Source organism: Streptomyces sp. NPDC093085 (genome assembly GCF_040683935.1).
In the GTDB taxonomy this organism is placed as follows: domain Bacteria; phylum Actinomycetota; class Actinomycetes; order Streptomycetales; family Streptomycetaceae; genus Streptomyces.
The window spans coordinates 377505-404345 of the sequence record NZ_JBFBFB010000002.1 but is presented as its reverse complement, the minus strand read 5'-3'; the positions used below and the strand labels follow the sequence as shown (position 1 = coordinate 404345).

Genomic DNA, 26841 nt, shown 5'->3' with positions numbered 1-26841 from the left:
TCACCGCCCCTCGAAGTCGCGGTGGATCTGGGAGGGCATCGCTTTCTCGGCGCCCTGGTACTTGCCGTCGTACAGGACGATGTCGCCTTCGACCGTCCAGAACGTGACCTGCCCGATCCGCAGGTTCGGGTAGATCCTCACGGGCTGCACCGCGTGGAGTTGAAGGGTGAGGCGGTTGTGCGAGCCGATGTCGATCAGGTCGGCGGTGACGTGGATGAACAGTCCGAGCCGGGCCACGGAGGAACGGGCACGGATGATCGGCACAAAGCGGTCGCTGCCGATGCGCTCCGCGGTGGCGGCGAGGTAGATCCGGTCCGGGGCCAGGAGCATGCCCTCGGGCGGGATCGTGTGCGACTCGAACGGGTTTTCCCGGGCGCAGTCGAGGGGCCGGTTCGTGTACCAACCGACGTTGTCGCCGAGGTGGAAGTCGTAGCTGTTGGGGCTCAGAAGGGCCGGGTCGAACGGAGAGATCTCGATCTCGCCGTTTTTGACCCTGGCGTGGATCTCCGGTCCGGTGAGGATCACGCCGCGGTCCTCTCGTGCGCCAGGGCGCCGGCCAAGGCACGTGGGGAGCAGGGGGACGGTTCGCTGAGCCTGCCGTAGTGCCCGACGTACGGCATCGCGGCACCAGCCCTCTCCCAGAAGGACACCTGGCCCACGCGCATCCCCGGGTAGAGGGTGAGGGGCTGGACGACGACGATCTCCAGCGTCCATCGGTGGATGGCCCCGAGCTGTCCGAGGTCGGCGGAGATCTGGAGAAAGCAGCCGAGGCGTCCGAGGGAGGACCGGCCGATGAGGCTCGGTACGTAGCGCGAGCTGCCGGTCCGCTCGACCGTCGCGCCGAGGTACACCGTGCGCGGATTCAGCTCGTACCCACAGGCCGGGATCCGGATCGTCTCCAGCTCCGTCTCCGCGCGGGGATCGGCCGGTCCGGCGACCGCGACCTTCAGCACCTCGCCGAGGCGGTAGTTGTAGCTGTTGGGGTTGAGCAGGTACGCATCGAAGGGTTCGATGGTGATGTCCCCGCGGACAACGGCCTGCTGGATGGCTGAGCCGGTGAGGATCACAGGCCACCGCCGATGCTCAGGTGTCCCACGTACCCCTGTTTCAGCAGGCGCCGTCGTCCGGCGGGAATCGCTTCCTGGCCCTGGCCCAGCGGCATCCGACCGTGCGCGTAGCGCCACTGGTCGAAGACGAGCAACTGCCCCGGGGCCAGCCGAACGGTGACGCGGTGCCTCAAGGCGGCATCGGCCAGCCGGTCGAACGCGTCGATGATGGAGGGGACGGCGCCGCTGTCGGCCTCGACGAGGTCGCCTCGCCGGAGGTGGGGGAGCATCTTGCTGGTGAAGCGGATCGGTGCGCCGGAGCCGATCCGCTCCGGCAGTACGGCGAATCGGGGCAGACTCTCACCGACACCGTGCACGTCCTGGTCGGCCCAGTACGAGAACGCCGGCCTGCCGAGCAGGTCCCGCTCGGCGACCGTCAGCTCGTCGGCGGCGGCCCACAGATCGGACAGAGCCGACGCACCCCCGCCCTGGAGGTCTTCGCGGACGCAGTACAAGGCGATGTAGCGCGGGCAGAGCGCGCGGTCCACGAGATCGACGTGGAGCCGGTTCTCGCCGACTCCGTGGGTTCGGGCGGGGTCGGCCTCGGTCCGTACCTCCAGGTCGCTCCAGCAACCGTCGGCCGGGTACACGCTCAGCACGGGGCCCAGTGCCGAGAGCAGTCCGATGCTCAGTTCGAGGTTGTGGCGGTGCTCCGTGTTCTCGGGGAAGGTGACCACGGCCTGTCCGGCTCCTTCGACGGCGAGGCGGCTCGCGAACTCGCGCGGTGCGGTGGGGCCGTACAGCAGGTCGTGGCTCTCCAGGGCCAGCACGTCGCTCATCAGGACTCCGTAACGAGATCGGTGAGGATCCCGCGCAGCGTGCGCGGGGGGACGACGGGCCGGGCCCCGAGGCCCAGCCGGTCGGCGAGGTAGCTCGTGGTCGCCAGCGAGTACGCGGAGGCCGAAGCCGGGTTCGCCAGGCTCGTGGCGAGTTCCTCGTTGAGGAGGCATGCCTGGTCCTGGACGGCGTCCATGGGGTGTTCGTCGTTCAAGAGGACAAGGTCGGTGTCGAAGGGGGCACAGTCCATGAGGGACTGGCGGGTGACGATCTGCGGCAGCCCGCCCCGTAGCGCCCACAGATTGAAGAAGAAGGCATCGGCGCCAGTGGCGGCCTGAGCCCGCTCGGCCAGCAGCCGCGCTACATTCCTGCGGTCCGGGAGGGGAGTGGGCAGGGTTCCGATGGGCTCGGCTCCCCAGGACACGTACCGGGACAGCACATCCCCCAGCCCGTCCGTGAACGTCGTGCCGGATGTGGCCGAGACGGTCTCGACAATGAACCGGTGGCCACCATGGCGGTCGAGGTCGAGGCGGAGATGTCCTTCGCCGGTCTCCGGTGCCTTGACGACATGCCGATCGGCGGACGCCCAGTGGTACCAGGGGCTGTGGCAGTGCCCGGATAGGACGGTGGAGAAAGGCCAGCCGTTCTCCTGGTCGGCGACATCGAGGGCGAAGCCGCTGTGGCTGACGCCGATCACGATGTCCGCTCCGGAGCACAGCAGCCGGTCCTGCTCGGCCGCGATCAGGTCGGCCGTCGGATCCACGAAGCCGAATCCGGCACGCTCTCCGGCAGGGACCGCCTCGTACGCCTGCCGGCCCAGGTATCCGACGACGCCCACCTTCAGCCCGCGTTCCGGAAGCAGGAGGCCGCTTTCCCAGCGCCCCGGGAATCCCGGCGGCGGACGCAGGTTCGCGCACACCACCGGAGGGAAGCGGTCCGGGCTCTCCAGCCGCCTCAGATCGGCGAGGTCGTGGTTGCCCGGTACGAGCGCGTCGTAGAGGTCCGCCAGGAGACGCTCCTCCACCCTCCCTTCGGAGAATTCGTGGAAGGCGTTGCCCCCGAAGAAGTCGCCGGCGTCCAGCACCCACGCGCCCCGGGCCCGGTACGCGCGTACGGCGGCGAGCATGCGCCGGCCCTGGGGGACGCAGGAGTGGAAATCGTTCGTGACGATCAGTGGCGGCGTGTCCATCACTGCCTCTCGACAGATACGACGCGCAGCGCGCCCGGCGCCTTCGGCCAGAACTCGGAACGGGAGATCCCGTCGACCTCCCTCACCCGCAGTCCTCCGGCCTCCTCCTCGGCCGCCCGGTACTGGTCCAGCGTCCGGCTCGGCACCACGACGGTCCCCCGGACCACCTTTGACGTGGAGCCGAATACGTGCCGGGTGAGCGCCGCCGACAGCTCCCAGTCGAACGGCATGATCGCCAGAAGAACGCTTCCGGGGTCGAGACCTCCGTCGAGGTCCACCTCACGGATATCCGCGATGCTGACGCGCGCCCGTGGGCCGAAGCGCCGCAGGGCGTCCAGGAGGATGCCTCCCAGTCGCCGATCCTTCTCCACCGCCCAGATCTGTCGGCCGGTGCCGGCCACGGCGGCGGACAGCGTGCCCAGCCCCGCCCCGACCTCCAGGACCTTGGCGTCCTCGGGCAGTTCGGCGCACTCCAGAAGCCGATGCGCCGCTTCCTTCGACCGCAGGAAGTGCTGGCCGAGATCGGCACGGGTGTCGAAGCCGGCCTGCGCGAGGAGGTCGGCGGTGGCCAGACCATCACAGGTGAGCGGCACACGGGCCCGCTCGTGGGCGCGAGGCGGCGTCGTTCGCAAGGACGTCACTTCAGGATGCTGGGGTAAGGCCGTCACTGATGTCGCTCCTATTCGGGCAAGGGGGGCGGTCGAAGAGCCATGACGCAACGGGGAGGCATGTACGGGTCATCGACGGACGGCGCCGGTACTGGCTGCGCGGCCGTCGGACGGGAAGGATTCGGGCCGCGCGATGGTGAAGGGCCGTTGCGCCGACGTGGCGCCGCACCGACATCGTCCTGCCGCCGAGAGGGAGAGTCATTGCCGCTGTCGGTTGCGGGCATTGCGGGCAACTCGCAATGTCCGTAGAGGAGGAGCGAGGCGCCCTCCCCGCAGCGCGGGGCCTCCGATACCGTGACGCACAGTCAGCCTCATCGCCGGGGGTGCGCAAATGATGACGGTCAGTCGATCGCGTCGCGCCGCTATCAGGAAGACCGCCGTCGAGATCCGAGCACGGTGCCTGCGAGGCGGATACGGGATGGAGCAGACGGCCGACATCATCCGCGCCGAACTGCCAGAAGTGCGGCCCCTGGAGGCATGGCGCCTCGCCCTCGGCTGGCCGCGGTCCCGCACTGTCGAACAGGTCGGTGTGCTCTACCGGACCCGGGGGCTGCTGCCGCCGGGCCTGTCGGAGTCGATGCTCTGCCGCTGGGAGCACCGGTCCTACGAGCGGCCGGGAGCGGAGTACGCCGAGGCGCTGTGCGCGGTCTACCGGGCCCGCCCGGAACAACTCGGGCTCGACCGCGCCACAGCCGGTGAACGAGCCTGGCGAGGGCAGTTCACTGGATACAGTGCCCCCGGGCTTCAAGCGTGCGACCCTCCCGCACGGGAAAGCATGGTGACCATGACGACCTCTGCCGGTCTGCCGGCCGTCCGGGACTCTCTGCACCTTGCGCTGCTCGCCGAGCCAGCAGGCAGCTCCACGGTGGCGGACCTGGCCGACGCCGCGATCGAGCACTATGCCCTCGGTTACAGCAAGCACCCGCCCCACGTACTCTTCGCCGAAGTGCACGGGGCCCGCGCACTGTTGAGGCAGGCCCTCACCAGCGCCCCCACGCCGCAGTCGGTCGAGACCGAACTGCGCCGGAGCGTCGGCCGACTCTCCGCCCTCCTGGGCAACATCGCCTTCCACCTCGGCGACCCCACCGGCGCACGAGCCCATCTGGCCACCGCCGTCAGCTACGGCCAACGTACCGGTGACGCCCGCCTGACGGCCTGGTCCTGGGGCGCGCAGGCGATGCTCGCGCGGGCCGCCGACCGGCACACCGTCGCCCTGGCCCACGCCGAACGTGGCCTGGCCTGCGCGCCTTCCGGACTTCCACGCGCCCAGATGCACGCGTGGGCGCGGCTTCCTTCCCTTGCAGCGCTCGGCCGGGAGCGGGAAGCCGACGAGGCACTGGCCGAGGCGATTCGAGAGCTGGAAGCGGACGCACAGGGGTGGGAAGCCGGGCGGTTCGGGTACGACCACGCCGAGCACACCCTCCACGAGGCTGATGCCCAACGCATCCTGGGCCGGACGCCACGGGCCATGGCCTGCGCCGAGATGTCCCTGAGCGCGGCCACCGCCGGAACGCCGGGCTGGGCCGCCGCCGCTCTGGTCATGGCCCAGGCCGAAGCCACCGCCCAGCCCTCCGACGCCGCGCAGCGCGCCAACGGAGTCCTCGCCCGGGTGCCTGCCGCGCGGTTGCGGTCCACCTCCCGCGCCCGCCTCGCGCAGCTCGACTCGGCTCTCGCCGGGACCGACGCGGCCGGAGTCGAGGACCTGCGAGAGCGAGTACGTACCCTGCCGCCCTCCATCGACGCCCACGGCGGAGTCGCGAGCGCCTGACTCGGCTGGAGCCGCCGGTGAGGCGCGTCGGTGGCCCGCTCCCCGCAGATTCACCGCGATCACTCCTCCACAGCGTACGGTCGGACGAAGCTGGCGATCCGCAGCCGATCCACGTCCGCCTCCGGCGGGCCGACCGTGCTCCACCGCTGGCCACGGCTTCATGGGCGTACTCCGAAGCGGAGGACGGCGACGAGGCGGCGCGCGGTCCGTACGTCGATGGAGCCGAGTTCGACGGCAGCGATCTCGTCGCATCGCAGGCAGTCAGGGTGGAACAGAGGATCAAGAAAGCCGCCGCCGGTGGCGGTTTTGAAAGCGGAACCGAGCCGGTCGATGACTTGCTGAGCCTCGGGCCACTCCGTGAGATCCACCCTGATGTCCTGGGGCGGCGCGCCAAGGAGGCACGCGAGGCGGTCGGCAGTCGGGACCGAGACGTCGCCGAGCCGGATCTTCCCTCTGTCCACGCAGATGCCGGGCGCCTCCAGTCCATGGCCGCCGAGCAACGTACGGAGTGCCTCGACGATCCTGTAGGTGCGCTTCATCCCTTGGCGGATCAGCCTGGTCAACTCGATGGCGGTCGCGGCGTCGAACGGACTCAACATGAGAAGCGACCCCTCAGAGGGGACTTTCGTGGACACGCGCAGGCCGGCAGCCCGCAGGACATTGTCCAGTTCGATCTCCGCGTGGCTGGCACGCATATGAAACTCCCTTTCAGCTGAGCCGTGTTTCAGTGATCGGACGGCCGTTCCGGGAATGTCTCGGTGGCCGCCGAGTGCCGTTGTCCGTCAGCACTCCGGGAAAGTGAGCGGAAGAGGGCCCGAGCCGGCCGGGCTCGACCACGTCAGGACGGACAACTCGCCTTCCGTCCATGGACGTTTGGAGCAGGTATCGATGGCGGGGAGCACGGAGACGGGACGGACGCTCCACGTCCACAGGCCGATCGATGTCTCCAGGGCGAACCCGTACGGTGTTCCCCTGCGCAGACTCAGGACGGCCGCGTTCACAGCCCGGTGATCGCCGAGCCAGCCCCAGACGTAGTGGAAGGTTTCGCGGTCCAACGTGGGACTCAGCTGGCGTACGGACTCGCGCACCCAGTTCACCGCCGTACCCGGCGCCGTCGTCGTGAGGTTGTTCAGCGGTTCCGCCAACGGCGAGTCGCCGACGAAGTCGACATGTCCCCAGAAGGCGCGCGGCAACGTCGTCACGCCGACCACCCGCTCTGCCCGACAATCTGCGAGGGCCCACCGACGGGACCGCCGGCCGGTCTCGGGTCACCGAACGGCTGTGCCAGCAGGTCCAGCGCTTCGAGCGCGGCCATCGCCAGGCGGCGTAGATGTCCACGGGCTGCTACGAACTCGACGGGCGCCGCCTGCGCACAGAGGGCCGACATGCGACCGGCCAACTCGGCGTCCATGTATGCCGATCCTTCGTGCGACTTCCGAAGGAGGTCGTCGCTCAGAGTGATCAGGGCCGCCCGCATCCGTTGGGTCAGCTCTTCGACTTCCCCCGGCGAAGGTTCCGCCTGCACGCCGAGAACCGATTCGAGATCGTCATAGATGTGGTCCGACCCGGCCACCGCATCCGGTACCTCGGGCTCCCGCAGCCCAGCCAGGATGCGATGAAGTGTGGCATTGTCCTCGCTCCAACGGCTCGGCCACATCAGAGGATCCGGGGCGGGGCGGGCGCGCCCCGCGGCAGTAATCGAATGGGCGGTGCTCACCAGGATCCCCTCACGGGCGCGACGGCGGGTACGTACGCCCGAACCGTTTTGCCGCCGCCCTCACGCAGGAACCACGAGAGGTGGGCCCCCAGCCCGCGGACGATGACGAGTCCCCGGCCGCTCTCGGCATCGACCCGCTGTTCGGCCACCGCATCGACGCAGTGGAACGCCCCGACGGGGTCTGACACGTCGAGGAGAAGGCCACCGTTGTTGAGGACCGCCGCGCTCAGCGTGAGCAGTTCCCCCGGGACTCGTGCGTGGACGACGGAATTGGACACCAGCTCGGACGCGATGAGTACTGCCTCCTCCACATCGCCCCGCCAGCCCATCCCCGTCACGTGCCGACGAACATGTATCCGCGCGAGATGCACCGAGCCCGGCACCATCGTGTAGTGCAGTGACCACTCGCGGGCCACGGAAACGGCCTCCACCGACTCGGTTTTCACGTTCAGGTCCTCCTCGTCGGCAGGTTGGCAACTTGCGACGTACAGCAGCTTTCGGCTGGCTCTGGTGGGCAGATCGCGACGGGCAGCGGCCCGAAGCAGTGCTGTTCGGCCCGATCAGCGTCACGCACGTCATAGTTAACATTCAAGGGAACGTGCGGGTGAATGGGCGCCTCAGCCCACATTGGCAAGTGCCCCGTAACCGACAGGGGGTGTTGCACGGGAGGCGGAGCGTGTCAGACTCCGGACTGAAACCCAGTCCCATTGGACAAATACTCTTTGCTGCCGGGCTGGGCCATCGGCCTGACCGACAGCACATCGAAGTGAGGGGACAGGTGGCCGCACGACGAGGACCGACATACCTCCGGGTCATGCTCGGCAAAGAACTCCAGACGCTGCGCCAACGCACCGGCGAGACCGCAGAGTCCGTATCAACGGCGCTCGGCTTCTCCCGCTCCAAGATCAGCCGGGTTGAGGCAGGCGACATCCCGCTGCCCAAGCTCGCCGACCTGGAAAAGATGCTGGACCGCTACGCGGTCGAGGATCCGGACGACCGTGCTGAGCTGCTGAAGATGCAGCGCGACTCCTTGAGCAAGGAGCCCTTCATCTCCTACCGGGGTGTCCTGCCCTCCGGCGTGATGATGTACGTCGGTCTGGAGCGGGACGCGATCGCGATTCGCGGATACGAGAACAACGTCGTCCACGGTCTCCTGCAGGACGAGTCCTACGCTCGGGCACTCGCCGGCTCGGCGAAAATCGTGGAGGAGCGCACCACTGAGTTCGTTGAACGTGGTGTTCGCCTGCGGATGGAACGCAAGGAACTCTTGTCGTCAGGTGGCACCGAGGTCCACATAATCCTGACAGAGAGCACCCTGCGTACGGTCGTCGGATCGGCTGACGTGATGCGCGCCCAGTACGCGGAGATCATTCGCCTCAACGAACTCGACAACGTCGAGGTGCAGATCATCCCCGAAGACCTGCCCACCTACCGAGCGGCCTTCAACTTCACGGTGTTGACGTTCGCCGATCTTGGCCCTGTTGTTCAGAGCGACAGTGCCAAGGCCACGACCATGTGGTCGAAGGAGTCGGATGTGGGGCAGTACCAGCGGCAGTTCGATGCCATGGTCAAGGCGGCGCCAGGACCGTCCCAGACGCCGCAAATCCTGAACGCCCTCGAAAAGAAACTATGGACATGACTCAGCAGAAGCGTATCCCCGTCTCCACCGACCTGGCTCCCGAGGAGAACTGGACGAAGTCGTCGTACAGCTCGCAGGACAACCAGAACTGCGTGGAGACGGCCAAGCTCGTGGGCCTCGTCGGCGTACGCGACTCCAAGGACAAGAGCGGGCCGGCCCTTGCTTTCGCCTCCGCAGCCTGGACGGGCTTCATCGGACTCGTGAACTCGGGCGAGGCCGACTCCGGGATTGTCGAACACTGATCGGCGCACCGCATCTCAGATACGGAGAGGGCCTCCCCAGGGCATGTGGGGAGGCCCCTTCACATTCAGCCACCCTGACGGACGGTCCTGGCATCCGCCAGAGGGCCTCGCTCTGCCCGTTAGCCGGGGAAGGGACGGCCGGCGGCCAGGACGAGGCGCACGCGCCTGAGGGCGTCAAGCTCATCGAGGGGGTTGCCGTTCACTACGAGGATGTCGGCGCGGTACCCCTCGGCCAGCCGTCCGGTGTCGGCTCCGATGCCCAGAGCGCGGGCGGCGTTGACAGTGGCCATGTCGATGATTTTCGGTAGCGGGATCCCCAGGTACTGGTAGAAGTCCATGCTGTTGACGATCTTGTCGAAGACCGCCCGCGTCACCCCGGCGTCCGTACCGGCGATCATCGGGACGTCCAGCTGGGCCATCCAGCGCATCGACGTGAAGAGTTCCTCGGCCCGTTCGTGGCCGACCCGTTCGGCGAACGCCCGCCAGTTGGGACTGGTGGCCGTGCAGACGTGGATTCCGGCGGCCTTGATCTTGGCGGCGAGATCCTCGCGGAGGTTGAATCCACCGTCCTCGGCCATCCACGTGCAGTGCTCGATCGTGTTCACTCCTGCGGCCACGGCCGCCTCGATGCCTTCGGTGCCATGCGCGTGCACCGCGACGGGCAGGCCGGCGTGGCGGGCTTCCTCGACCACGACGTGGAGGTCGTCCTCGCCGAACTGCGATTGCCAGACCGCAGGGCCGCCTCGGGTAAGTCCGCCGCCGGTGGCCATCACCTTGATGACATCGGCTCCGGCCTCTACGTTGCGCCGCACCATGGCTCGGATGGCGTCCTCGCCCTCGACCTCGCCGCCGAGGAACCAGCAGTGCCCGCCGGCCGAGGTCAGTGGTGTGGTCGCAGCCAGGATCCGGGGACCGGACAGGTCTCCTTCCGCGATTGCGTCGCGAAGACGTACGGCGAGCCCGTTCCGGTCGCCCAGGTCGCGCGCCGTGGTCACCCCACTGGCGAGCAGTTGGCGTGCCCGGTCGGCCATGCCGACCATGAGCGTCTCGTCGTCGCTGCCCTGGAGGGCGGCGACCGGGTCCGCACTCGCGTCGAAGGCGAGGTGGACGTGCGCGTCGATGAGGCCCGGCAGCACCGTGGCGTCCGGGAAGGACTTCGTCGGGATCCCGTCGGGCGCGAGCGCCGTGAGCGTCTCGGGCGGGCCGACCGCGGTGATGACACTCCCGCGTATGAGTACGGCGCCGTCCTCCAGGCATTCGCCGCCGGGCCCGGTGAGTACTCGACCGGCCGTGATCAGTAGGTCCGCCATGACGTGATTCCTATCCATGTTTCGCGAGTGCGTCGGAGAGGGCCACCAGCTGTCGCGCGTCGGCGTCGATGCTGTCCTCGCCCGGCAGGGCTACGGCGATGGCGTGCGGAGACGCCGGCTCGCCTGCTGCTTGGGAGCGCAGCGCCGGGCGCAGGTGGCTGGCCAGTGCCTCGGGGGAGAGGCCGTCCTGAACTGCCTGGTGGGCCATGTACGGACTGGCCCTGACCAGGCCGTCCCGGCATTCGATGACTCGGCGGTAGTAGTGGCGGTGTACTCCGCGTACGGTCAGGTCCTCGCGCCATATGACGGAGGGCTTACGGTGCAGAGCGTCCTGCGGGAACGCTTCGTGCAGCAGCTGCCACAGCGGGCGAAGGCGCCGGTACGTACGGCGATGCTGGCGCCAGATCCGGAAACCCGCCAGACGCAGCATGACACCGGGATAGCTCAGGCCGACGACAAAGACCGGTATCGCGAGCGCGAACAGCACGGCCACGCCCCGGTCCAGCCAAACCGGGACGGCCCCGCCGCGCCAATCGACTAGGTCCATCGCGATGCGCAGAGCGTTGGCCGCCGCCATGCACACGAGCGAACTTGCGGTCAACCACAAGCCCGTGGTCGCGGGCTTCTGCGAGACCCGGGCGTAGCGGCTGGTCCACCAGGCAGTGGTGGCCAGCGCGTAGACCAGATAGAGCTGGGCCGCGATGAAGAACGCCGCGACCTGCGGCGTGTGCAGATCGGCGGTACCGTACGGATGCCCGCGCACGGCAGCCGGTGTGGTCAGGGTCGCCAGCGTGATGACGATCACCGTCGTCATCAGCGGCACCACCTCAAGGCGGGCACGCCTACTTGCCTGTTGACGATCGGTTGCGGAGTGAAGATAGAAGGAGAGCAGCCAGTAGACGGCGCACAGGAGCAGAACGTTCCCGGCCAGGCTGGCCGCGCCCGTGCCCACCGAGGTGTTGAGGGCGCGTTTCTCAGTCGGCAGTCCGGTGGAGAACGATCCGGCCGTGCAGATGAGGCAGAAGGTGACCGCACGCAGAGCGCGGTCCCTCGGTGCTTGGAAGAGTTGGTAGACCTTCCACAGTACGGCGAGGAAGAGCAGCCCGGCGGTCAGGTACATGGCGGAGTTCACAGCCACCCCCGTCGGTCCCCGAGGGCGGTCTGGACGCGGTGCACCGACGGATCGCTTGCCCGACAGGGCGTTACGCGGTCCAGCACGGAGGCCCATTCCAGGATGATCGTGGCCACCAGTTCCGCCTGACGCTCGTGCGCCTCGTCGTACGAGGTGCGCCGCAGTGCGCGGGTGACCATGCTCGGTGAGACCTCGGGCATGGCTGTCTGCAGGAACTCGTCGTCGGTGTCGACACGCTGGTGATCGGCCAGGATGTGGCCGACCTCGTGCAGGATGATGTGGTCCTGGTGGGTCTTGCTGGTTTCCTGCTGGTACAGGATGTAGTCGGCCGCGTCCGTCGCGATCCATACCCCGAAGGGCCCAGGCATCGGAAGCGGGTGGGCCACCAGCCGGATGGGGCGCCCACGACGCTCGCCGAGCTGCTCGCAGAGTACGTCCACTCGCAGTGGCGGCCGTATGTCCAGGGCCCGCAGTTCCCGCTTACAGCGGCGTCGAAGCTCTCGCTCCTTCATGAAGATCTCTCCAGCACATATTCGGCACGAACCTCCCCCTTCCTGCCTGCGAACAGTTCCATTCCGGTATTGATCAGTCGTTCGTGGTCTGGCCGCGCTCTGCCTGCTCCAGCCTGTAGACCACGTCCAGGAGATCCATCACCTGTCTGCGGCGTTCCGGCGACAGCTCGCCGGCACGCATCGCCATCAGCTTCACGTCGCCCGTGCCGATGGCCTCGCTCACGCGCTCCTGCTGAGCCCGTAGCGCCTCGATCTTCCCCTCGACTTTGCCGGCCACCCCGTCATCGACGAAGTAAGCAACGGGAACGCCGAAGAAGTCAGCCAGCGATTGCAGGTGGCTGATGGTCGGGTTGTCCTTCTTCCCTTTGCGTAGCTGCCAGATGTAGCTCTGGGAGATGGTGGTGACGCCGCCCTTCCCGATGGAGGCGGCCACGTACTCGTTGCTGTATTCCTGCCCGCTGGGCGACCTGATGGCGTCGAACAGATGGTTGATCTTCTCCGCCAGGCTGCGGGGGCCCTGCTCGCTCAAGCGTCCTCCTTCCGGGCCGATGGCCTCGGCCACCTTACCTGAGTGAAAACAACGCCAGGTGCGTCATTCACCACAGTGGACGTGGTGCTACGCTCCCCGGGCGGTTTCCACTGAAGTGGAAGTAGATGGCGATCACTTCTTCACGTCAGTGGATAGGGTTGGAGTGTACGGAGCAGACGAGACCTCAGCCTCGTACGTCCATGGCGTTCGAGAATCGGTCCGGGCAGCCGGGGGTGACTGTTGGACGAGAGGCTCCAGCCAGGAAGGAAATGGCTGGTGGGGCGGGGTAAACACTGCTGGACTGTTGCCGCCGCGTCCTCATATGGTGCTGCTCCCGCAGAGGGCGGGAAGCCGACTGGCGAAGGGGGGCACATGACGTACAAGCCGCCGTGACCGCCGAACAGCGGGGGAATGAGACCGGCGCCCTGGAGCTACCAACTCCGGGACGCCGGGCCAGCACCCCGAAGGGCACCGATTCACATCTCGCGGGCGGCGGGGCTTTTGCACGAGAACCGCCGCACCGCGCTCCTGCAAACAACGGAGTATCGCATGCTCGCCATGCCAAGCGAAACCCCGGCCTGCCCGGACACCGGCCGCCAGCACCGTCTCGTCGCCCAGCTCGCCGACATGATTCCCGGGGCGGCCACCATCCGCGTCAGCCTCACCGGCCCCAACGAGGTGTGGCCCCATCCGCACGCCACCGTGAAGGACCAGGCCGGGGAGACGGTGGAGTTGGGCCGCACGACCACTCGGATCGCAGCCCGCTGGATCCTGCGGGTCTGGCCCGACGTGGACTGGTCCCGTCCGCACACCCTCGACCTCGCCGACGCGACTCTCAACCGAAGCGACCTGAGCACCGCTGATCGGGGCCGCTGACATGGCGCGGATCCGAACCGTCAAGCCGGAGGCGTTCGTCTCCGAGTCGCTCGCCGAGGTGAGCGTCGAGGCCGAGCGAACCTTCTTCGGGCTGCTCACCCAGGCCGACGACCACGGCCGTCACCGTGACAACGCCGCGATCATCGCCGGGCTGCTCTGGCCCCTGCGCGCCGAGCACACCTCGGTCCACGTCGAGGACGATCTCCATCAGCTCGCGAACGCCGGCTTGATCTGCCGGTACACCGGCTGCGACGGCCGCCGTTACCTGCATATCGTGACCTGGTTCGACCACCAGAAGATCGACAAACCCAGCCAGTCCCGCCTGCCTTCCTGCCCGCAGCACCAGGGGGCCGACCGGTGCGCCCCCTGCAAGGGCATCTGCACCAAATGGAGCGAGGAGTCACCCACCCCTGACCGAGGGCTCCCCGAGGCTTCGCCGAATGCTCCCCGAGCTCTCGATCCGCCCGCGACGCCTCGCGGCCACGCGATCGAGGCTCCCGCAACCCTGCGGGACGCCTTCGACGGCATGGCCCGCACCCCCAGCCGCGTGGGCGTGAAAGCAGCGGGTCAGAACGGATTCGCCGAGGAATCCCAGAGTCTTCCCCGAAGTCTTGGAGAGGGCTCGGCGCCTGGATCTAGGATCTTGGATCCTGGATCTTCTATCCCTACGGGGCGCACAGCGCCCGCAGTCACCGTCTCGGTCAACCAACTTGTCGGCGAGTACATCGCTGCCTGCGAAGAGCGTCCGCCCAAGGACGTGATCGGGCACCTCGGGCGAATCGCCAAGACGCTCCTGGGCGAGGGGATCGCCCCGGAGCACGTCCGGGCGGGGCTCCAGAACTTCGCGGCCAACCCGAAGCATCCGAGCGTGCTGACCAGCATGGTCAACGAGGCCATGAACGCGCGTCCCGGCGGTTTGGCGCGGCCGGGGGTCCGGCCTAACGTGCCCGCTCACCAGGCGTGGACCAACCCGGTCGATGCTGCCGCCGCCTATGCCGAGGAGCTGTGATGCGCACCCGTACCCGCGAACCGCAGACCCTCGGCGAGGGCACCCTGGACCGGATGGCCCGGATCCTGGCCGCCCGCAACGTCGACCCGGCCGCCGTCGCCGCGCTGGTCGACGAGCCTGAGCCCTTCTCCCCGCTGGACGCCTTGTCCGCCGGGATGCCCCCGCGCTACCAGGACGCGGTCGCCGACCACCCTCGGGTCCTGGCCTGGGCCCGAGAAGTCGCCGAAGCGGCCGTCGCACCCAGTCGGGGGGCCCGGCGGCAGGTCACGACCGGCCCGAGCCTGCTGATGGCCGGGGTCGTCGGCGCGGGCAAGACGTACCAGGCGTACGGCGCGGTCCGGCGGCTGGTGCAGGGCGGGGTCGGCGTGCGCTGGCGCGCGACCACCGCCGCCGACCTGTACGCCGACCTGCGTCCCCGGCCCGGGGGCGACAGCGAGCGGGAGCTGGCGGCCGTGAGTCGGTGCCCGCTGCTGATCATCGACGACCTCGGCGCGGCCAAGGCGTCCGAGTGGGTTGAGGAAGTGACGTACCGGCTGATCAACAGGCGGTACAACCACATGCGCCCGACGCTGATCACCACCAACCTGCGCATCAGCGACCTGCGTGCCCACATCGGGGATCGAGTCGCCTCCCGGCTCGCGCAGATGACCACCCGGGTCGAGTTCGAACCGGTCGACCGCAGACGCCACCGCACCGCCACCTGACTCCGCCACAGGCCGCCACGTCGGACCGCGTCCTCAGCGCGCCGCCCCCACGCACCTCTCGACCCAGCGCACCTCTCCGCCGACACCCCCGCGAGTGGAGAGCGATCGGAGCAACCCCCATGACCCGTAAGACGATCAGCCCTGCCCGCCACCGGTCGCTCGGCGACCAGACCTGGCAGGACCAGGCCGTCTGCCAGAGCACCGAGTACAACCCTGTGGACCCCGACATCTTCTTCCCCGAGCCCGACGCGACCGCCAAGATCACCGCCGCGAAGTCACTGTGCCGCCAGTGCCCGGTCCGCCGCACCTGCCTGGACGCCGCCCTCGAAGGCGGCGACACCGACGGCATCCGGGGCGGGATGACCGAGGAGGAGCGCGGACCGCTGCACGAGAAGCTCGCCCGCCGCCTCGACTACAGCCGCGTCAACGCCACCATCGCCGGACGCGACGTCCACCTCACCAAGGCCGAGCGCCGCGCGGTCGTCCACGCCGCCTACCGTCACGGCCTCACCGAACAGCGCCTTGCCTGGCTGCTGAAGGTCACCGAGGAACACGCCCAGAAGCTGTACCGCGAGACCCGCCGCACCCTGCGCAACCGGGACTTGGGCCTGACCACGGAGGACGCCCCGCCTGTCGAGACCGAGGACGGGCGCCTGGGCCGCGACGACTTCGGGACGGCGGCGTGAGCACCGCGAGCGCGCCGAAGGCGGCGGCGCACATCACAGGCTGGGATCGCGCGGTGGTCATCGCGCTGGGCGGCGCGGGGTGCGCCCTGTCGTACGACGCCCTCCAGCAGATGGCCGTTGCCATCCACATCCGCGGTCTCCTCACCTACCTCTTCCCCCTGGTGATCGACGGGTTCATCGCCTACGGCATACGGGCCCTCCTGGTCCTCCGCGATGCGCCCCTGCGTGCCCGGCTCTACGTCTGGACGCTCTTCGGCACTGCCACCGCCGCCAGCATCTGGGCCAACGCCCTCCACGCGGTGCGACTCAACGAGGAAGCGGTCGCCGACACCGGCCTCCGCCTCGGGGACACGGTGGTCGCAGCGCTGTCCACCATCGCCCCGCTTGCACTCGCCGGAGCCGTACACCTCTACATCCTGTTCGCCCGGGGCCCGGTCAAGGGCAGTGGCCGAGAGGACCTCGGTCAGGCCGGTCACGACGGTCAGGAGGCTGACCGATCGGAGGCCATCGCGGTCACCCGGACTGACCGGGTCTGTCAGCAGCAGCCGCAGGCCGGTCAGGTCAGCGCCGGGCAGCCGGTCACTGCCCTGACCGACCGGCCGCGACTGTCCCTGGACAAGCAGACCCCGAGTCCTTCGGCACTGACCGGGGAAAGCGCACCGACGGACAGCAGCAGCCCGGTCACCGGTGACCGCGAGCAGCCGCACGAGACCGCTGACCTGCCCGGACAGTCAGACACGGCCCCGCCGGTCACTGACCGACCGGCCAGCACACAGCCGGTCACCGGCGACCAGGACAGCCTCCCGCCGGTCACTGACCGGGACACCCGGACAGCCCGGCGGTCTGACCCGGACACCGAGGAACTGTTGAAGATCGCCCGGTCAGCGGTCAGGGCCGAGGACAAGCTGACCCGCAAGGTGGTCGCCCAGGCGATCCGGGGTCAGCAGATACCCCTGTCCAGCGACACCCTGACCGCCCTGATGGCGCAGCTCCGCGAACAGCACGGACAGCCGGTCACCTCCGGCCGGAACTGACAGGACAGCACGAGGCGGGTGACCGATCCGGACACCACGGCCGGTCACCCGCCCCCGGACACGCGCCCCACATCCTTCCGAAGCGAAGCGGAGAGCAACCCCATGCGCACCCGCCCGGCCACACCCGCCGAGGTCAACTCCTGGCTGACCGTCCTGCACCAGCGCGGCCACCTGCACCGGGCCCAGTCCGGCCCCGACAACACCTGGATCGTGCAGCGAACCCGGGAAAGTCGCCCCTGGACCCTCCACCACCCGGTCCTGGCCATGGACTGGATAGAGGAACTCGTCCGCGAACTGCGGCAGGAAAATCCGGAGTCGAGCCGGTGACGGCCAACGATCCGGTGGTCACCACCACCGGTCAGCAGCGTGACCCCACGACGGCTCCTGGCGGAGCAAGTTGTCGCGTACGACGGTCCTACGGCCCGTCGTACGCACTTGCCCCCGCCCAGGAGGGCGGGGGAAGCCCGGCTGGTCCCCGAGCGAGGGCGCACGGAGACCAGCCGGACTCCCGGCACCAGGGGGTGCCGGTCGAGGGGGGAGAAGCAGACCGCCGCAGCGACCGCGAGCAGCCGAGCCCGAGCACGTCCCCCTTCCCCGAGCGCAAGCCGCGCCGCCGCAGCCGCAACCCGACCGAGCGCACCCGCAAGACGACCACCCGCCTCTCCGAGACCGAGCACGCCGAGATCGCCGTCGCCGCAGCGCAGCGCAGCGCAGCGTCACCGTCGCTCGTTTCCTCGCCGCCGTCGGCCTCGCCGCCGCCCGTGGTTCCACCACCCTGCACACCAACGAACAACTCGACGCCGCCATCGACGAGCTGGCCGCCCTGCGCACCGCCCTCTCCCGGATCGGCAACAACATCAACCAGATCGCCTACGTCTATAACGCCGGGGGGCAGCCCCGGCCCGGCGAACTGGAACACGCCCTCACGACCCTGCCGCGACTCCTGGCCCGCATCGACGACGCGGCCGACACCCTGGTGAAGAAGCGGCTCTGATGGTCCCCAAGATCCGACGCGGCTCACGAACCCACGGCTTGCTCGTCTACCTGTACGGCCCCGGTAAACGCGACGAACACACCGACGCCCACCTCGTCGGAAGCTGGGACGGCTTCGCCCCCGACCCCGGACGAGACACCAGCCCCGACCCCGACCCCGAGGTCACCCTCGCCCGCCTCGCCGCCGCCCTGGACCTGCGGGTCAAGCAGGCCGGCACCACGGCGCCTGCCCAGCACGTCTGGCACTGCTCGGTCCGCACCGACCCCGACGACCGAAACCTGACCGACGTCGAATGGAACACCGTCGCCCGCCGCCTGGTCCACGCCGTCAACCTCGCCCCCGAAGGCGACCCGGACGGCTGCCGCTGGGTCGCCGTACGGCACGCCGACGACCACATCCACATCGTGGCCACCATGGTCCGAGGCGACCTGCGCCGCCCCAGGATGAACTACGACTTCAAGAAGGCCCAGGCCGAATGCCGACGCATAGAGAAGGAGTGGGGCCTTCGCCGTCTCAAGCCGGGTGACGGCACCGGAGCCAAGTCCCCCACCAGCGCCGAGCGTTTCAAGGCCGAGCGAACCGGGCGTCCCGAGGCTCCACGCGAGACGCTTCGAGAAGCCGTCCGCCAAGCCCTCGCAGGGGCAGCCACCGAAGAGGAGTTCTTCACCAGGCTCCACGAGGCGGGCCTCCGCGTGAAGATCCGAAACGCCCCGTCCGGAGACGCCATCGGCTACAACGTCGCCCTTACCGGCGACCGTAACCGCGAGGGAAACCCGATCTGGTACCCCGGATCCAAGCTAGCCCCCGACCTCTCACTCCCTAAAATCCGCCGCCGCCTCGTCGACGGCACCGCTGACCAGATGACGCACCCGGCGGCGACCAGCGGCCGACCGGACTGGTCCCCGCCCGCCCGGGAACGGCGCAACGCCACCGGCATCGCCGAGCGCGCCGCCCTCCTGCTCGACAGCGACGACGAAGCCGCAGCTCAACTGGTAGGGATCGGCGAACTCCTGGACGCCGTGACACAGACCTCCCCGGCCGCCACCCGCGCCGAGCTAGGTGCCGCCGCCCGAGCCTTCGAACGCGCCACCCGCAGCCACGTCCGCGCGGAGCGTGCCGACACCCGGGCACTCCGCTCGGCGGCCCGGGGCATCATCCAGGCCGGCAGCGCCCTCGGCCGTGGCGAGGACGGAGGCACCACCGCCATGCTCCTCTCCACCCTGGTCCTGGTCACGCTCGCCGCCGCCCGCTGGCACTCCGCCCGCGGACACGCCCAGCAGGCCCACGCCTCCCGACAGACCGCCGAGCATCTGCGAGCCGCCTACCGACAGGCCGCCGCCACGCCCATACAGGCGCTGCACGACCAAGGCCGCGCTCTACCGGAAGCCGAACGCCGCACCCACCAGGCCACCATCCACGCAGCACTACCCAACGGGGTGATGCGAGCAGACAACTCGTCCACGAAGACCGATGCCCTGACCGCCACACTCGCCCAGGCCGAGCACGCAGGCCACGACCCCAAGGCCCTTCTCCAGCAGGCCATCGACATGCGCGAACTCGACACGGCCGACGACGTGAACGACGTGCTCGTCTGGCGACTGCGCCGCCTCGCCCAGCTTCCCGCTCACCCGGGTGAAGCAACGCGCCGTCGGCCGGCCGACACCAGCCAGACGAAGGCCCCGACCAGTCGCACCAACAACCGGACGGCTCCCACGGCCGCAGCTCGCCCCACCGTCTCCGACCCGCGCAACCGCCCACCGCGCCGCTGACGAGGGTCCGGCGGGCCGGGTTTATGGCCCCCCGCCGGCCATCGAGAAACCCCTGGACAACCACCTCCATCGGCTGTTACGGATGGAAACAGAAGTACCCCGACCGGGAGATGACGCTCGTGCTCAGAACCACCGAACGCCCCGCAGAGCCGACACCCGTGCTGCCCGTCCTTCCCACCGGCACCGATCCCTTGCTGCAACTCGATTACGAGACGCAGCCTCCCAGCGGACCCGGCGCGACGCGCTGCCTCAGCCACCCGAGAGCCCTGGCCCTTCGTGGCATCCCGGTGATGTGCACGGCCTGCCGTGCCCGGCGCGACTGGCTCCTCATCAACCACGGCCGAAACGTCTGGGTCTGCTGCCGCTGCAGCAACCAGTGGCTCGAACCCGAGATCAGCCGCGCCGACTTCGACGCCCTGATCGCCATCCCGGACGGAACGACCTATCCCAGCGTCGAGCAGGGCCTCGCCGCGCTCGGCTTCGACGGAGCCTTCGCCGGCACCTACCTGGATTAACGAGCGGAGTCGACATTTCCCGCGCCCTGGCGCGGGATACGCCGCGTAACTGCGTCGGCAGCTTCCCATCCCAGGACTTCGTGCCAGCCCTATGGGCGGCGGCCGGAAGTGCCCCGCGTACCTGGAGTGCCGGTGGAGACGCGGGGCGCCTGACGCTTAACATTCTGTGGGCCCTTGATCACGATTGGTCGGGGCAGGGGGAGAAAGGCGATCGATGGCGCTGCAGACCGGGCTCTACTACCCGTACGTACACCTGCGAGACGAGTCCTGGGCGAAGGCGGCGGCGCTGTACTGGCGAAACCTGGCCCGTGTGGTGCCGCCCGGTTTTCCTGTGCGAGACCGCGACGTCATCAAGGAGCTCAACCAGGGCACGGGATTCCTCATCGACACCGATCCACGACCGGCTGCCGAGACGGTCGCGCCGGCGTTCGTCGAAGCGATTCGGGACAACGCGGAGGCGCTGCGCGCCCGGTTCGCTGTGGAAGACCGCCGATTCACTTCGCGCCGACAGTCGGCCCCGATGCTCGCCCCGACCCCCCGAGACCTGACCGGCCTCTACCCTGAGGAGGTGCCCGCGGAGCTGGAGGCGGCGCTGGAGGAGGCTGGGCTCGCTTACCGGGACTGGCGGCAGATGGTCGGGCACCAACAGGTGTCGTGGGTGGTCGTGGACCCGGCGCTGGCCTGGACATACAAGTGCGCGATCACCGAGGAGTTGGCGCGTCGGACGGCGTTCGCGCCGGTCACCGACCAGCTGGACGCCTACATCGCGACAGGCGAGTGGACGGCCGAGCGCATCACCGACACGCTTCTGGGTGGCGCCGCGCCGACGGTCGGACGGGAAACTGCACAGGCCAGGATGGCCATGATGGCCGTGCAGTGCGTACTACCGGCAGACCTGCGCCACGTCCCGGCGGACAAGATCGTCCGACTGAGGACGCAGTACGCCGACGAGTTCGCCGCATTCGCCGCAGCGGTCGAGGCAGCGACGGCCGACGTGGTCGGCGCCACGCAGGAGGTTACCGACCGCGCCGCCTTCGAGCTGCACCTTCAGGGGGCTTTCGACTCTCACCTGGCCCAGCCGCTCGAATCGCTCCGCCAGGCGATGAACGGCCTGAAACTGAACACCGTCTTCACCACGCTCACCATCAAGCCGGAGGTGACCGTGCCCGGGGCCGGACTGGCCTGGCTGCTGGGAGGAACTGCCACGGCAGTCGGCACCGGCATCGCGTTCGCCGCCCTCGCGACCCGCCAGGCCGCCGCCCGCGAGCGCGACACCCTGGTGGCCTCCTCACCCGCGGGTTATCTGCTACGTGTAGAGAAGGAGTTGAAGCCGGCAACGATGCTCAGGCGTGCAGGCCGGGTGATGGCGCGTACCGCAGGCGTGGGGATCTGAATACCGAACGCCGCGGAGCGCCACCGATAGGTCGGTGGCGCTCCTTCGCGTGGCGCGATGGTCAGCCGCGGTTCGCGTTCTTCGGCAGTCCGCCTCGGAAGTCGCAGCCGGGGCACTCATCTTCGCCCTGGATATGGCCCTCGTACCAGCCGTGGACGGCGGCGTGAAGGATCGCCTCCTCCACGGAGGCTTCGCCGTTGCGGACTGATGCGAGGGCATTGCCGACGACCACCCGGAGCGCGGCATTGTCAGGCGAAGGGAACGGTGGGGAGGGCATAGGCGAGTCGGTCATGCCTTGAGACTAGGGGCGAACCTATCCGTCATTCAGCGGAATCGGCGGTCGGAGGGTGCTCGCCGGAACGAGCCAGACGGTGGATGCTGAGCTGGACTGTGGCGCGGCGAAGCCCAAGTTCGTTCGCCAAGGCGTCGACGGGATGCCTGGGCCGTTCTCGTAGCAGTGGAGGACCGCGCGGTCGTTCGCGGCGTCCTGAGATCGGCGGAGTAGGTGAGCGCCGCAGGCACCGGCCGCCACGGCGAACAAGGCAATGCTGCTGACACCGTAGTTGTGCTGCACAACGGCGGCGATGGCGGCGACCGCTCCAGCGGCGCCGATCAGGCAGGACCTGACGACGAGGCCGTTCATGATGCTCCTCATCCGGAGGAGGCCGGAGCGGCAGCAGAAACAGACTCGCGATGGAGGTCGCTTCGAAACCCCCGGCCGACCGGCGTCCAGCTCTGCATCGTGGCGGGCCGCCAGCGCGGGCGGTCCGGCACGATGGTGTTGTCAGGAGAGGGCAGGCTTCCCCGGCTCTTGCGATTACGGGCAGCCCCGACGCTGATGCCCAGGTGAGCGGCGACCTCGGGGTACCCCCAGAGTTGCTGGTCGTCGGTCATCGTGTCCTCCTCGTTCGTCGGTGATGAGCGTACGCAACATGCGGCTGGGTGTATGGCAAGGCCGCCCCTGCCTGATCGGCGGGGGCGGCCTTCTGCGGTTCGGTCAGACCTGGGCGAGGCGGTTCGAGAGGTCGAGGGCGGCGGTCGCGACCGCGAGGGCGGCGCAGAGGCCAAGTACCTCGTGGAGGGTTGGGCGGACCAGGCGCGGCCAGTCGTCCGGGGCGGCGGGCCACGAGGCGAGGTGTACCTCGGTGGTGGCCAGGCCCAGGTGGGCGGTGACGTTCCAGCCTGCGAGGGGGGCGGGCTCCCAGTGAAGGCTGATGCGGCCGAGGGGGAGCTTTGGGGTTTCGAGGGTGAGCCAGGTGACGTCGAGCGGCCCGTCGGGCTGTGCGGAGACGCTCTGGACCAGCGCGCCGCGCATGGCGGTCGGCATGGGACGTACGGCCAGGCCGTGCAGGGGAAGGACGTGAGAAGGGCGGGGTCGCGACGAGATAAGAGCCTCCGGGGCCTTTCGGTGGAGCGGGTCAGGACCAGGTGAGGGCGTCGCTGACCGCCGTCGGGAGGTAGTCCTCCTGGCCGTCGTCAGCGATGAACGCCTTGCCGTCCCGGACGATGACCTCCGCCCCGAGGTAGTGGGTGAAGGGGAAGTCCGGGTTGATGGCAAGGCGGATCGGCAGGCTGGGGTCGAGGTCCTGGAGCTGGCGGAGCAGGTGGCCGACGGTCAGATAGTGGGGCACAGGGGCCTCCGGGAGCGGTGTGGAAATGCCGGTGCGAGGTTGATGTGTGAGCGTCAGGACACGTCGAGACGCGCCAGGTTGCGGGGGACCTTCGGCCCCTGGGCGTGGCTGGCGAGGTGCCGCTTCCGGCTCTCGTTGACGTAGCCCTTGCCGGACTGCTTCATGTCCCAGCCGCCGCAGGAGCAGATGGCTTGCGTGTACGCGCGGCCGGAGCAGTCGGGGTGGAGCGGCTTGCCGGAGCTGGTGTGCTTGTGGTCCGCCGGGCACAGAGTGCCGTCGGCGTGGTGGTTGGTGAGCGGGGCGCGGTGTGCCACGGGGCTCCTCCGAGTCGGGTCGAAAGCGCGATCAGCGGGCGGGGGTGGCTATGAGCGCGGCGAGGAATCCGGCAACGGCCTCGGAGGGGGTGTAGAGGCCGAACTCCTGGACCCACGGGTCGCCTTCGGCGGGCTGCACTCGGACCTGCCAGACGATGCCGCGCTGCCACGCGGTGGTGTCCTCGGGGAGCCAGCCGACGTAGACGTGGCCGTCCGGGCTCGTCGCGTGGACGTTGGCCTCCGGGGTGTTCACGATCGCCCAGCCGAGGGCGTCGAGGAGGTCGAGCACCGGGCCTGCGCAGTGGTCGGAGGAGAGCCAGCGACGGTCTTCGACGGCCGGGCGGACTACGGCGGGCAGGAGGGTGGGGGAGGTGTTCATGGTCGGGCGATCCCTTTGTTGACCTGCGGTTTTTCCCAACACCCGTACGTTGACATGCGGTGTCCCGAAGTACGTAGTCCGTTCCCGGGAAGCGGCGTCTGCCGTGGGCGAACTGGCGGCCGTGCGTGGGGGGACGCTGGCGCCGGGAATGGATCGGTCAACGCGGTTGTCCTAGTTGGGTTGCGGCGATGGGCCGCACAGGATCGAAGGGGGGAGCAGGGATGACGGAGCCGAGCAGACACGGGGACGGGGCAGGGCTGGAACGCAAGATCCGCGCCGCCGGGCGACCCTGGACGGTGGGCGACGTCGCGATGGTCGCTGACGGCCAGTGGGCTGTCGGTGTCCAGTCCGACGGACGGCGAGACGAGGACGCCGTGGGGGAGGGGCGGAGCGTGGATGGACGTCGCGTCGAGTTGACGTTGGACGACCTGGCCCGCGCCGTGGGCTCCCGTATCTGGGACGCCCACCGTGACGAGGACCTCAGCTGACCATCAGCGGTGCGGCCCCAGCGCCGCCACCGACGGGCCGGAAGCGGCCGAAGGAGCGGGCTGATCGGGTGACTGGCCCAGGGCGCGCGAAGCGTGCCCCGAGCGGGCGACAGCGGCCTGGGCCAGCCGGGCTGCCGGGGCCCGGTCCGCGGTCGCGGCGGATTCACGCGCTTCGATCACATGGCTGATGGCCTGAAGAGAAGTCCGGCTCTCGGCTTGAGCGACGCGAAGGTCCGCCGCTGAGCCGGTGATCCGTTCCAGGTCGTAGAAGGCCGGCACACGGCCGGGCCGCGAGAGGGCGTGCAGACGGTCCTGGTGAACAGCCACGGCGGTGTCGGTGACGACCAAGGACGAGCGGATGTGCATCACCGAGCGCAAGAGGGGGTCCTCGCTGGGGCTACGGACCGCGATGGACTCCAGGGCCTCAATCGGGCGGCCCCAGGCTTTCTCGATCATGGCCGTGGCCTGATCAAGCGTGGTGGCGTCAGGCATGGTGAACTCCCGGCATTCGAAGGGCGCTTCGGGCGGAGGGGGTGTCGCAAAGGGCCGAAGCGGTCAGCGGCTCCGGCGTGAGGGCGCCGGTGTGGCCGACGGCCTGAAACCGGCAGCGGGCGCAGGGCTGCTCGACGGTTCTGCGCCGAGGCCCCTGTACGACTGCGCGCGGCCATGACCCGCAGGTCGGCGGCTGTCCGAGGAAAACGTGCGGCCCGGTGGACGGCCTGCGTGACCGCGGTACGGCGCACGTCAAGAGGGGTGGGAGCCCGAGGAACCTGGGGGACGGGCGGGCTGACCGGGGTGAGCGAGACCGCGTGCGCGACCTCGCGATGGATCATGGCTGGGGGTTCATGGGCCAGGCTCCGGGCGTGGGGGAACGCGCCCGCGTGCACAGCGGGAAGGGCTGCTCGACTACACGCGGGCGCCGTGGCAAAGAGGAGGCGTGTTCGGCTCTCAGCGCCACCCGGATCACCGGCCCCGTGAGGGCGTCGACTGGGCGGTGACGGCTGCGGGCACCCGCGGTTGCGGCTGCGGAGCGTGGCTGAACAGGGCGCTCGGCGCGGCGGCGCTCCGGCGCAGGGCGGCTGCGGTTCGAGTGTTGTCCGACGCCAGCGGGACTCCGGTGTGGGTCCGGGTGGCCGCCGCGACAGGGGCCGGCGGTGCCGAGCGGTGCCGCGTGGTGACGGGGCCACTCCAGTGCTCGACGGCTGCGTAGACGGGGCCGAGCGCCCGCCCGGCGTCGGTCAGGACGTACGGGTCGCCGTGGCGGGGCCCGGTACGGGCGACCAGGCCGTCGGCCTGAAGCCGGTTGAGTCGCTGCCTGGTCCAGCCGTTGTCCAGGTCGGCCTCCTCGGCGATGTGGACGAACCGCATGGGGCCGCCCGTGTGGAGAACCTGGATCACGGCGGTCGAATCCCGCAGGTGCAGACGCCGCACGGCGTCCTCAACGCGTTCGGCACCGGCTACCCGGCCGCCGAGCGAGAGGTTGGCCTGGGACCAGTCGGAAAGGGTGTCGTGCACCCGAGACAGCGATTCGCCGAAAGCGGTGAGCTGATACGGAGCCCCGTGGCGGTCGCCGACTCGGGTGACCAGCCCATCAGCGTGCATCTGGGCCAGCCGCTTGCCGACGAGCTGCTCGCTGACGAAAGGAAGCCTGGCGGCGACGTCGCGCACACGCATGGGGCTGCCCTGCTGCGCCAGGGTCTGCGCCGACCAGGTGGTCCACTTCGGTGCTATCAGGGAAAGCGCGTCCTCGACACGCTGGGCATCGACCGAGCCGATCGCGGTGGAGGACGAAGAGGTGGCGGACATGGGATGAACTCCATTGAGGCAGAGGGAATTGTTGGATCTGTGACTCGACCGGGCGGTCACCGGAAGGCGCTCTCGGCTCGAAGCCTCTGGAGCACGACGCCGAGGCGGCGGTTGCTGACGCGGACACCGCGCTTGCGCAGGCCACGCCGCAGGGCCTCGCGGTTGAGGTGAGTCAGGTCGGCGGCGACCTCGCGGGCGATGTCCAGCAGCTCCCGATCCTCAGGAGCAGGGGCGACTCGATGGGCCGACGACCGCCGAGCGGAACTCCGGTCCAGGAGGAGGCGGACATCCAACAGGTCCCAGACCGCTTCCGCCTCGCTCTGTTCATGGCGTTCGAGGTCGACGACTTCGGTCGCGTACAGGAGAACGAGATCCTTGAAGGAGGGTTCGCCGGAGCGGTGGCCCCTCCAGGCTGCTTCGAGGTTGCGGCGGGCTGACTGGGCATCGGCGCCGGTCTGAGCGAGTCCGTCGAGCCGTCGCAGCAGGATGGGCAGGACGGGGTCGTCGGACCGGCCGGAAGCGAGGCCGCGGTGCAGCTTCTCCAGCGGGTGGCCGTAGCGGTGTTCGACCAGACGGCGTGTGTAGATCACGGTGGACATGGGGGCGCCCTTTCAACGGGTATCTAGCGGGAACGGAGCGGCCTGGCGGTCGGGC

37 protein-coding genes are annotated in these 26841 nt (G+C 69.3%); 14 read left to right on the top strand and 23 right to left on the bottom strand.

The window, feature by feature from the left end:
• Genes AB0O07_RS08500 through AB0O07_RS08480 form a run of 5 tightly spaced genes read right to left on the bottom strand, consistent with a single transcriptional unit; the run spans window position 1 to window position 3713 of the window.
• Complete coding sequence (locus AB0O07_RS08500) at window positions 1-525, bottom strand: dCTP deaminase (RefSeq protein ID WP_365629027.1); 525 nt, start codon at window positions 523-525, stop codon at window positions 1-3.
• Window positions 522-1067, bottom strand: coding sequence for a deoxycytidine deaminase (locus AB0O07_RS08495; protein WP_365629024.1), 546 nt, complete (start codon window positions 1065-1067; stop codon window positions 522-524). The genes AB0O07_RS08500 and AB0O07_RS08495 overlap by 4 nt, the downstream gene beginning before the upstream one ends.
• Window positions 1064-1885, bottom strand: a complete 822-nt coding sequence (locus AB0O07_RS08490; RefSeq protein WP_365629021.1) for a TauD/TfdA family dioxygenase — start codon at window positions 1883-1885, stop codon at window positions 1064-1066. Before AB0O07_RS08490 ends, AB0O07_RS08495 begins: the two co-directional genes overlap by 4 nt.
• Window positions 1885-3072 (bottom strand): metallophosphoesterase, encoded by a 1188-nt coding sequence (locus tag AB0O07_RS08485; protein ID WP_365629018.1) that lies wholly within the window; start codon window positions 3070-3072, stop codon window positions 1885-1887. The genes AB0O07_RS08490 and AB0O07_RS08485 overlap by 1 nt, the downstream gene beginning before the upstream one ends.
• Window positions 3072-3713, bottom strand: a complete 642-nt coding sequence (locus AB0O07_RS08480; protein ID WP_365629015.1) for an rRNA adenine N-6-methyltransferase family protein — start codon at window positions 3711-3713, stop codon at window positions 3072-3074. Before AB0O07_RS08480 ends, AB0O07_RS08485 begins: the two co-directional genes overlap by 1 nt.
• Before the next feature lie 445 nt (window positions 3714-4158).
• Here AB0O07_RS08480 and AB0O07_RS08475 point away from each other — a divergent pair, with 445 nt between their 5' ends.
• Window positions 4159-5508, top strand: coding sequence for a tetratricopeptide repeat protein (locus AB0O07_RS08475; RefSeq protein ID WP_365629012.1), 1350 nt, complete (start codon window positions 4159-4161; stop codon window positions 5506-5508).
• Between the two features lie 158 nt (window positions 5509-5666).
• Here AB0O07_RS08475 and AB0O07_RS08470 read toward each other — a convergent pair whose 3' ends face one another.
• From AB0O07_RS08470 to AB0O07_RS08455, 4 genes are all read right to left on the bottom strand, one after another.
• Entirely contained in the window at window positions 5667-6203 is a 537-nt protein-coding gene (locus AB0O07_RS08470; RefSeq protein WP_365629009.1) for a hypothetical protein, read from the bottom strand.
• 87 nt (window positions 6204-6290) lie between these two features.
• A complete protein-coding gene (locus AB0O07_RS08465; protein WP_365629006.1) occupies window positions 6291-6710 on the bottom strand; it encodes a hypothetical protein in 420 nt (139 codons plus the stop codon).
• On the bottom strand, window positions 6707-7225 hold the full coding sequence (locus tag AB0O07_RS08460; protein ID WP_365629003.1) for a DUF6415 family natural product biosynthesis protein: 519 nt from the start codon (window positions 7223-7225) through the stop codon (window positions 6707-6709). Before AB0O07_RS08460 ends, AB0O07_RS08465 begins: the two co-directional genes overlap by 4 nt.
• Window positions 7222-7671 carry an ATP-binding protein gene (locus AB0O07_RS08455; RefSeq protein WP_365629000.1) on the bottom strand — a complete coding sequence of 150 codons (450 nt, stop codon included), beginning with the start codon at window positions 7669-7671 and terminating at the stop codon, window positions 7222-7224. The genes AB0O07_RS08460 and AB0O07_RS08455 overlap by 4 nt, the downstream gene beginning before the upstream one ends.
• Before the next feature lie 368 nt (window positions 7672-8039).
• On the opposite strand from AB0O07_RS08455, the gene AB0O07_RS08450 reads away from it, so the two are divergent.
• Together AB0O07_RS08450 and AB0O07_RS08445 are read left to right on the top strand one after the other, a co-directional pair.
• Window positions 8040-8864, top strand: a complete 825-nt coding sequence (locus AB0O07_RS08450) for a helix-turn-helix transcriptional regulator (RefSeq protein WP_365628997.1) — start codon at window positions 8040-8042, stop codon at window positions 8862-8864.
• Window positions 8861-9106 carry a DUF397 domain-containing protein gene (locus AB0O07_RS08445; protein ID WP_365628994.1) on the top strand — a complete coding sequence of 82 codons (246 nt, stop codon included), beginning with the start codon at window positions 8861-8863 and terminating at the stop codon, window positions 9104-9106. The genes AB0O07_RS08450 and AB0O07_RS08445 overlap by 4 nt, the downstream gene beginning before the upstream one ends.
• Window positions 9107-9225: 119 nt before the next feature.
• Here AB0O07_RS08445 and AB0O07_RS08440 read toward each other — a convergent pair whose 3' ends face one another.
• From AB0O07_RS08440 to AB0O07_RS08425, 4 genes are all read right to left on the bottom strand, one after another.
• Window positions 9226-10416 (bottom strand): amidohydrolase family protein, encoded by a 1191-nt coding sequence (locus AB0O07_RS08440; RefSeq protein ID WP_365628991.1) that lies wholly within the window; start codon window positions 10414-10416, stop codon window positions 9226-9228.
• Window positions 10417-10426: 10 nt separating this feature from the next.
• Entirely contained in the window at window positions 10427-11548 is a 1122-nt protein-coding gene (locus AB0O07_RS08435; protein ID WP_365628988.1) for an MAB_1171c family putative transporter, read from the bottom strand.
• Window positions 11545-12060 carry a hypothetical protein gene (locus tag AB0O07_RS08430; protein WP_365628986.1) on the bottom strand — a complete coding sequence of 172 codons (516 nt, stop codon included), beginning with the start codon at window positions 12058-12060 and terminating at the stop codon, window positions 11545-11547. The genes AB0O07_RS08435 and AB0O07_RS08430 overlap by 4 nt, the downstream gene beginning before the upstream one ends.
• Window positions 12061-12133: 73 nt before the next feature.
• A complete protein-coding gene (locus AB0O07_RS08425) occupies window positions 12134-12622 on the bottom strand; it encodes a helix-turn-helix domain-containing protein (RefSeq protein ID WP_365628983.1) in 489 nt (162 codons plus the stop codon).
• Between the two features lie 516 nt (window positions 12623-13138).
• Between AB0O07_RS08425 and AB0O07_RS08420 the strand changes: the two genes are divergently transcribed.
• The 10 genes from AB0O07_RS08420 to AB0O07_RS08375 all read left to right on the top strand — a co-directional run bounded on the left by AB0O07_RS08420 (window position 13139) and on the right by AB0O07_RS08375 (window position 21569).
• Window positions 13139-13465: a transcriptional regulator gene (locus AB0O07_RS08420; protein WP_365628980.1), complete on the top strand. Its 327-nt coding sequence runs from the start codon at window positions 13139-13141 to the stop codon at window positions 13463-13465.
• A gap of 1 nt (window position 13466) precedes the next feature.
• Window positions 13467-14474 carry a hypothetical protein gene (locus AB0O07_RS08415; RefSeq protein WP_365628977.1) on the top strand — a complete coding sequence of 336 codons (1008 nt, stop codon included), beginning with the start codon at window positions 13467-13469 and terminating at the stop codon, window positions 14472-14474.
• Window positions 14474-15178 (top strand): ATP-binding protein, encoded by a 705-nt coding sequence (locus AB0O07_RS08410; RefSeq protein WP_365628974.1) that lies wholly within the window; start codon window positions 14474-14476, stop codon window positions 15176-15178. Before AB0O07_RS08415 ends, AB0O07_RS08410 begins: the two co-directional genes overlap by 1 nt.
• A gap of 119 nt (window positions 15179-15297) precedes the next feature.
• Window positions 15298-15864 carry a WhiB family transcriptional regulator gene (locus tag AB0O07_RS08405; RefSeq protein WP_365628971.1) on the top strand — a complete coding sequence of 189 codons (567 nt, stop codon included), beginning with the start codon at window positions 15298-15300 and terminating at the stop codon, window positions 15862-15864.
• Window positions 15861-16898 carry a DUF2637 domain-containing protein gene (locus AB0O07_RS08400; RefSeq protein ID WP_365628968.1) on the top strand — a complete coding sequence of 346 codons (1038 nt, stop codon included), beginning with the start codon at window positions 15861-15863 and terminating at the stop codon, window positions 16896-16898. Before AB0O07_RS08405 ends, AB0O07_RS08400 begins: the two co-directional genes overlap by 4 nt.
• A gap of 102 nt (window positions 16899-17000) precedes the next feature.
• The gene (locus tag AB0O07_RS08395; protein WP_365628965.1) at window positions 17001-17225 is read left to right on the top strand and encodes a hypothetical protein; all 225 of its coding nucleotides are present in this window, start codon (window positions 17001-17003) and stop codon (window positions 17223-17225) included.
• A 70-nt stretch (window positions 17226-17295) separates the two neighbouring features.
• Complete coding sequence (mobC, locus tag AB0O07_RS08390) at window positions 17296-17892, top strand: plasmid mobilization relaxosome protein MobC (RefSeq protein WP_365628962.1); 597 nt, start codon at window positions 17296-17298, stop codon at window positions 17890-17892.
• Window positions 17892-19661, top strand: a complete 1770-nt coding sequence (locus tag AB0O07_RS08385) for a relaxase/mobilization nuclease domain-containing protein (protein ID WP_365628959.1) — start codon at window positions 17892-17894, stop codon at window positions 19659-19661. The genes mobC and AB0O07_RS08385 overlap by 1 nt, the downstream gene beginning before the upstream one ends.
• 110 nt (window positions 19662-19771) lie before the next feature.
• The gene (locus AB0O07_RS08380; protein ID WP_365628956.1) at window positions 19772-20176 is read left to right on the top strand and encodes a hypothetical protein; all 405 of its coding nucleotides are present in this window, start codon (window positions 19772-19774) and stop codon (window positions 20174-20176) included.
• A 214-nt stretch (window positions 20177-20390) separates the two neighbouring features.
• Window positions 20391-21569 (top strand): DUF6236 family protein, encoded by a 1179-nt coding sequence (locus tag AB0O07_RS08375; protein WP_365628953.1) that lies wholly within the window; start codon window positions 20391-20393, stop codon window positions 21567-21569.
• 61 nt (window positions 21570-21630) lie between these two features.
• Here the strand turns inward: AB0O07_RS08375 and AB0O07_RS08370 are convergent, their stop codons facing one another.
• The 7 genes from AB0O07_RS08370 to AB0O07_RS08340 all read right to left on the bottom strand — a co-directional run bounded on the left by AB0O07_RS08370 (window position 21631) and on the right by AB0O07_RS08340 (window position 23893).
• The gene (locus AB0O07_RS08370) at window positions 21631-21861 is read right to left on the bottom strand and encodes a hypothetical protein (protein WP_365628950.1); all 231 of its coding nucleotides are present in this window, start codon (window positions 21859-21861) and stop codon (window positions 21631-21633) included.
• 21 nt (window positions 21862-21882) lie between these two features.
• Window positions 21883-22212: a hypothetical protein gene (locus tag AB0O07_RS08365; protein WP_365628947.1), complete on the bottom strand. Its 330-nt coding sequence runs from the start codon at window positions 22210-22212 to the stop codon at window positions 21883-21885.
• 8 nt (window positions 22213-22220) lie between these two features.
• The gene (locus tag AB0O07_RS08360; RefSeq protein WP_365628944.1) at window positions 22221-22463 is read right to left on the bottom strand and encodes a MarR family transcriptional regulator; all 243 of its coding nucleotides are present in this window, start codon (window positions 22461-22463) and stop codon (window positions 22221-22223) included.
• A gap of 103 nt (window positions 22464-22566) precedes the next feature.
• Window positions 22567-22896 (bottom strand): esterase, encoded by a 330-nt coding sequence (locus AB0O07_RS08355; RefSeq protein ID WP_365628941.1) that lies wholly within the window; start codon window positions 22894-22896, stop codon window positions 22567-22569.
• A gap of 91 nt (window positions 22897-22987) precedes the next feature.
• Window positions 22988-23200 (bottom strand): hypothetical protein, encoded by a 213-nt coding sequence (locus AB0O07_RS08350; RefSeq protein WP_365628938.1) that lies wholly within the window; start codon window positions 23198-23200, stop codon window positions 22988-22990.
• Window positions 23201-23253: 53 nt separating this feature from the next.
• A complete protein-coding gene (locus tag AB0O07_RS08345; protein WP_365628935.1) occupies window positions 23254-23514 on the bottom strand; it encodes a hypothetical protein in 261 nt (86 codons plus the stop codon).
• 31 nt (window positions 23515-23545) lie between these two features.
• Window positions 23546-23893: a DUF317 domain-containing protein gene (locus tag AB0O07_RS08340; protein ID WP_365628932.1), complete on the bottom strand. Its 348-nt coding sequence runs from the start codon at window positions 23891-23893 to the stop codon at window positions 23546-23548.
• Between the two features lie 221 nt (window positions 23894-24114).
• On the opposite strand from AB0O07_RS08340, the gene AB0O07_RS08335 reads away from it, so the two are divergent.
• Window positions 24115-24381: a hypothetical protein gene (locus AB0O07_RS08335; protein ID WP_365628929.1), complete on the top strand. Its 267-nt coding sequence runs from the start codon at window positions 24115-24117 to the stop codon at window positions 24379-24381.
• Between the two features lie 3 nt (window positions 24382-24384).
• Here the strand turns inward: AB0O07_RS08335 and AB0O07_RS08330 are convergent, their stop codons facing one another.
• The 3 genes from AB0O07_RS08330 to AB0O07_RS08320 all read right to left on the bottom strand — a co-directional run bounded on the left by AB0O07_RS08330 (window position 24385) and on the right by AB0O07_RS08320 (window position 26786).
• The gene (locus AB0O07_RS08330; RefSeq protein WP_365628926.1) at window positions 24385-24873 is read right to left on the bottom strand and encodes a hypothetical protein; all 489 of its coding nucleotides are present in this window, start codon (window positions 24871-24873) and stop codon (window positions 24385-24387) included.
• Window positions 24874-25344: 471 nt separating this feature from the next.
• Window positions 25345-26187 (bottom strand): winged helix-turn-helix transcriptional regulator, encoded by an 843-nt coding sequence (locus AB0O07_RS08325; RefSeq protein WP_365628923.1) that lies wholly within the window; start codon window positions 26185-26187, stop codon window positions 25345-25347.
• A gap of 56 nt (window positions 26188-26243) precedes the next feature.
• Window positions 26244-26786 (bottom strand): hypothetical protein, encoded by a 543-nt coding sequence (locus tag AB0O07_RS08320; RefSeq protein ID WP_365628919.1) that lies wholly within the window; start codon window positions 26784-26786, stop codon window positions 26244-26246.
• Between the last annotated feature and the right edge of the window lie 55 nt (window positions 26787-26841).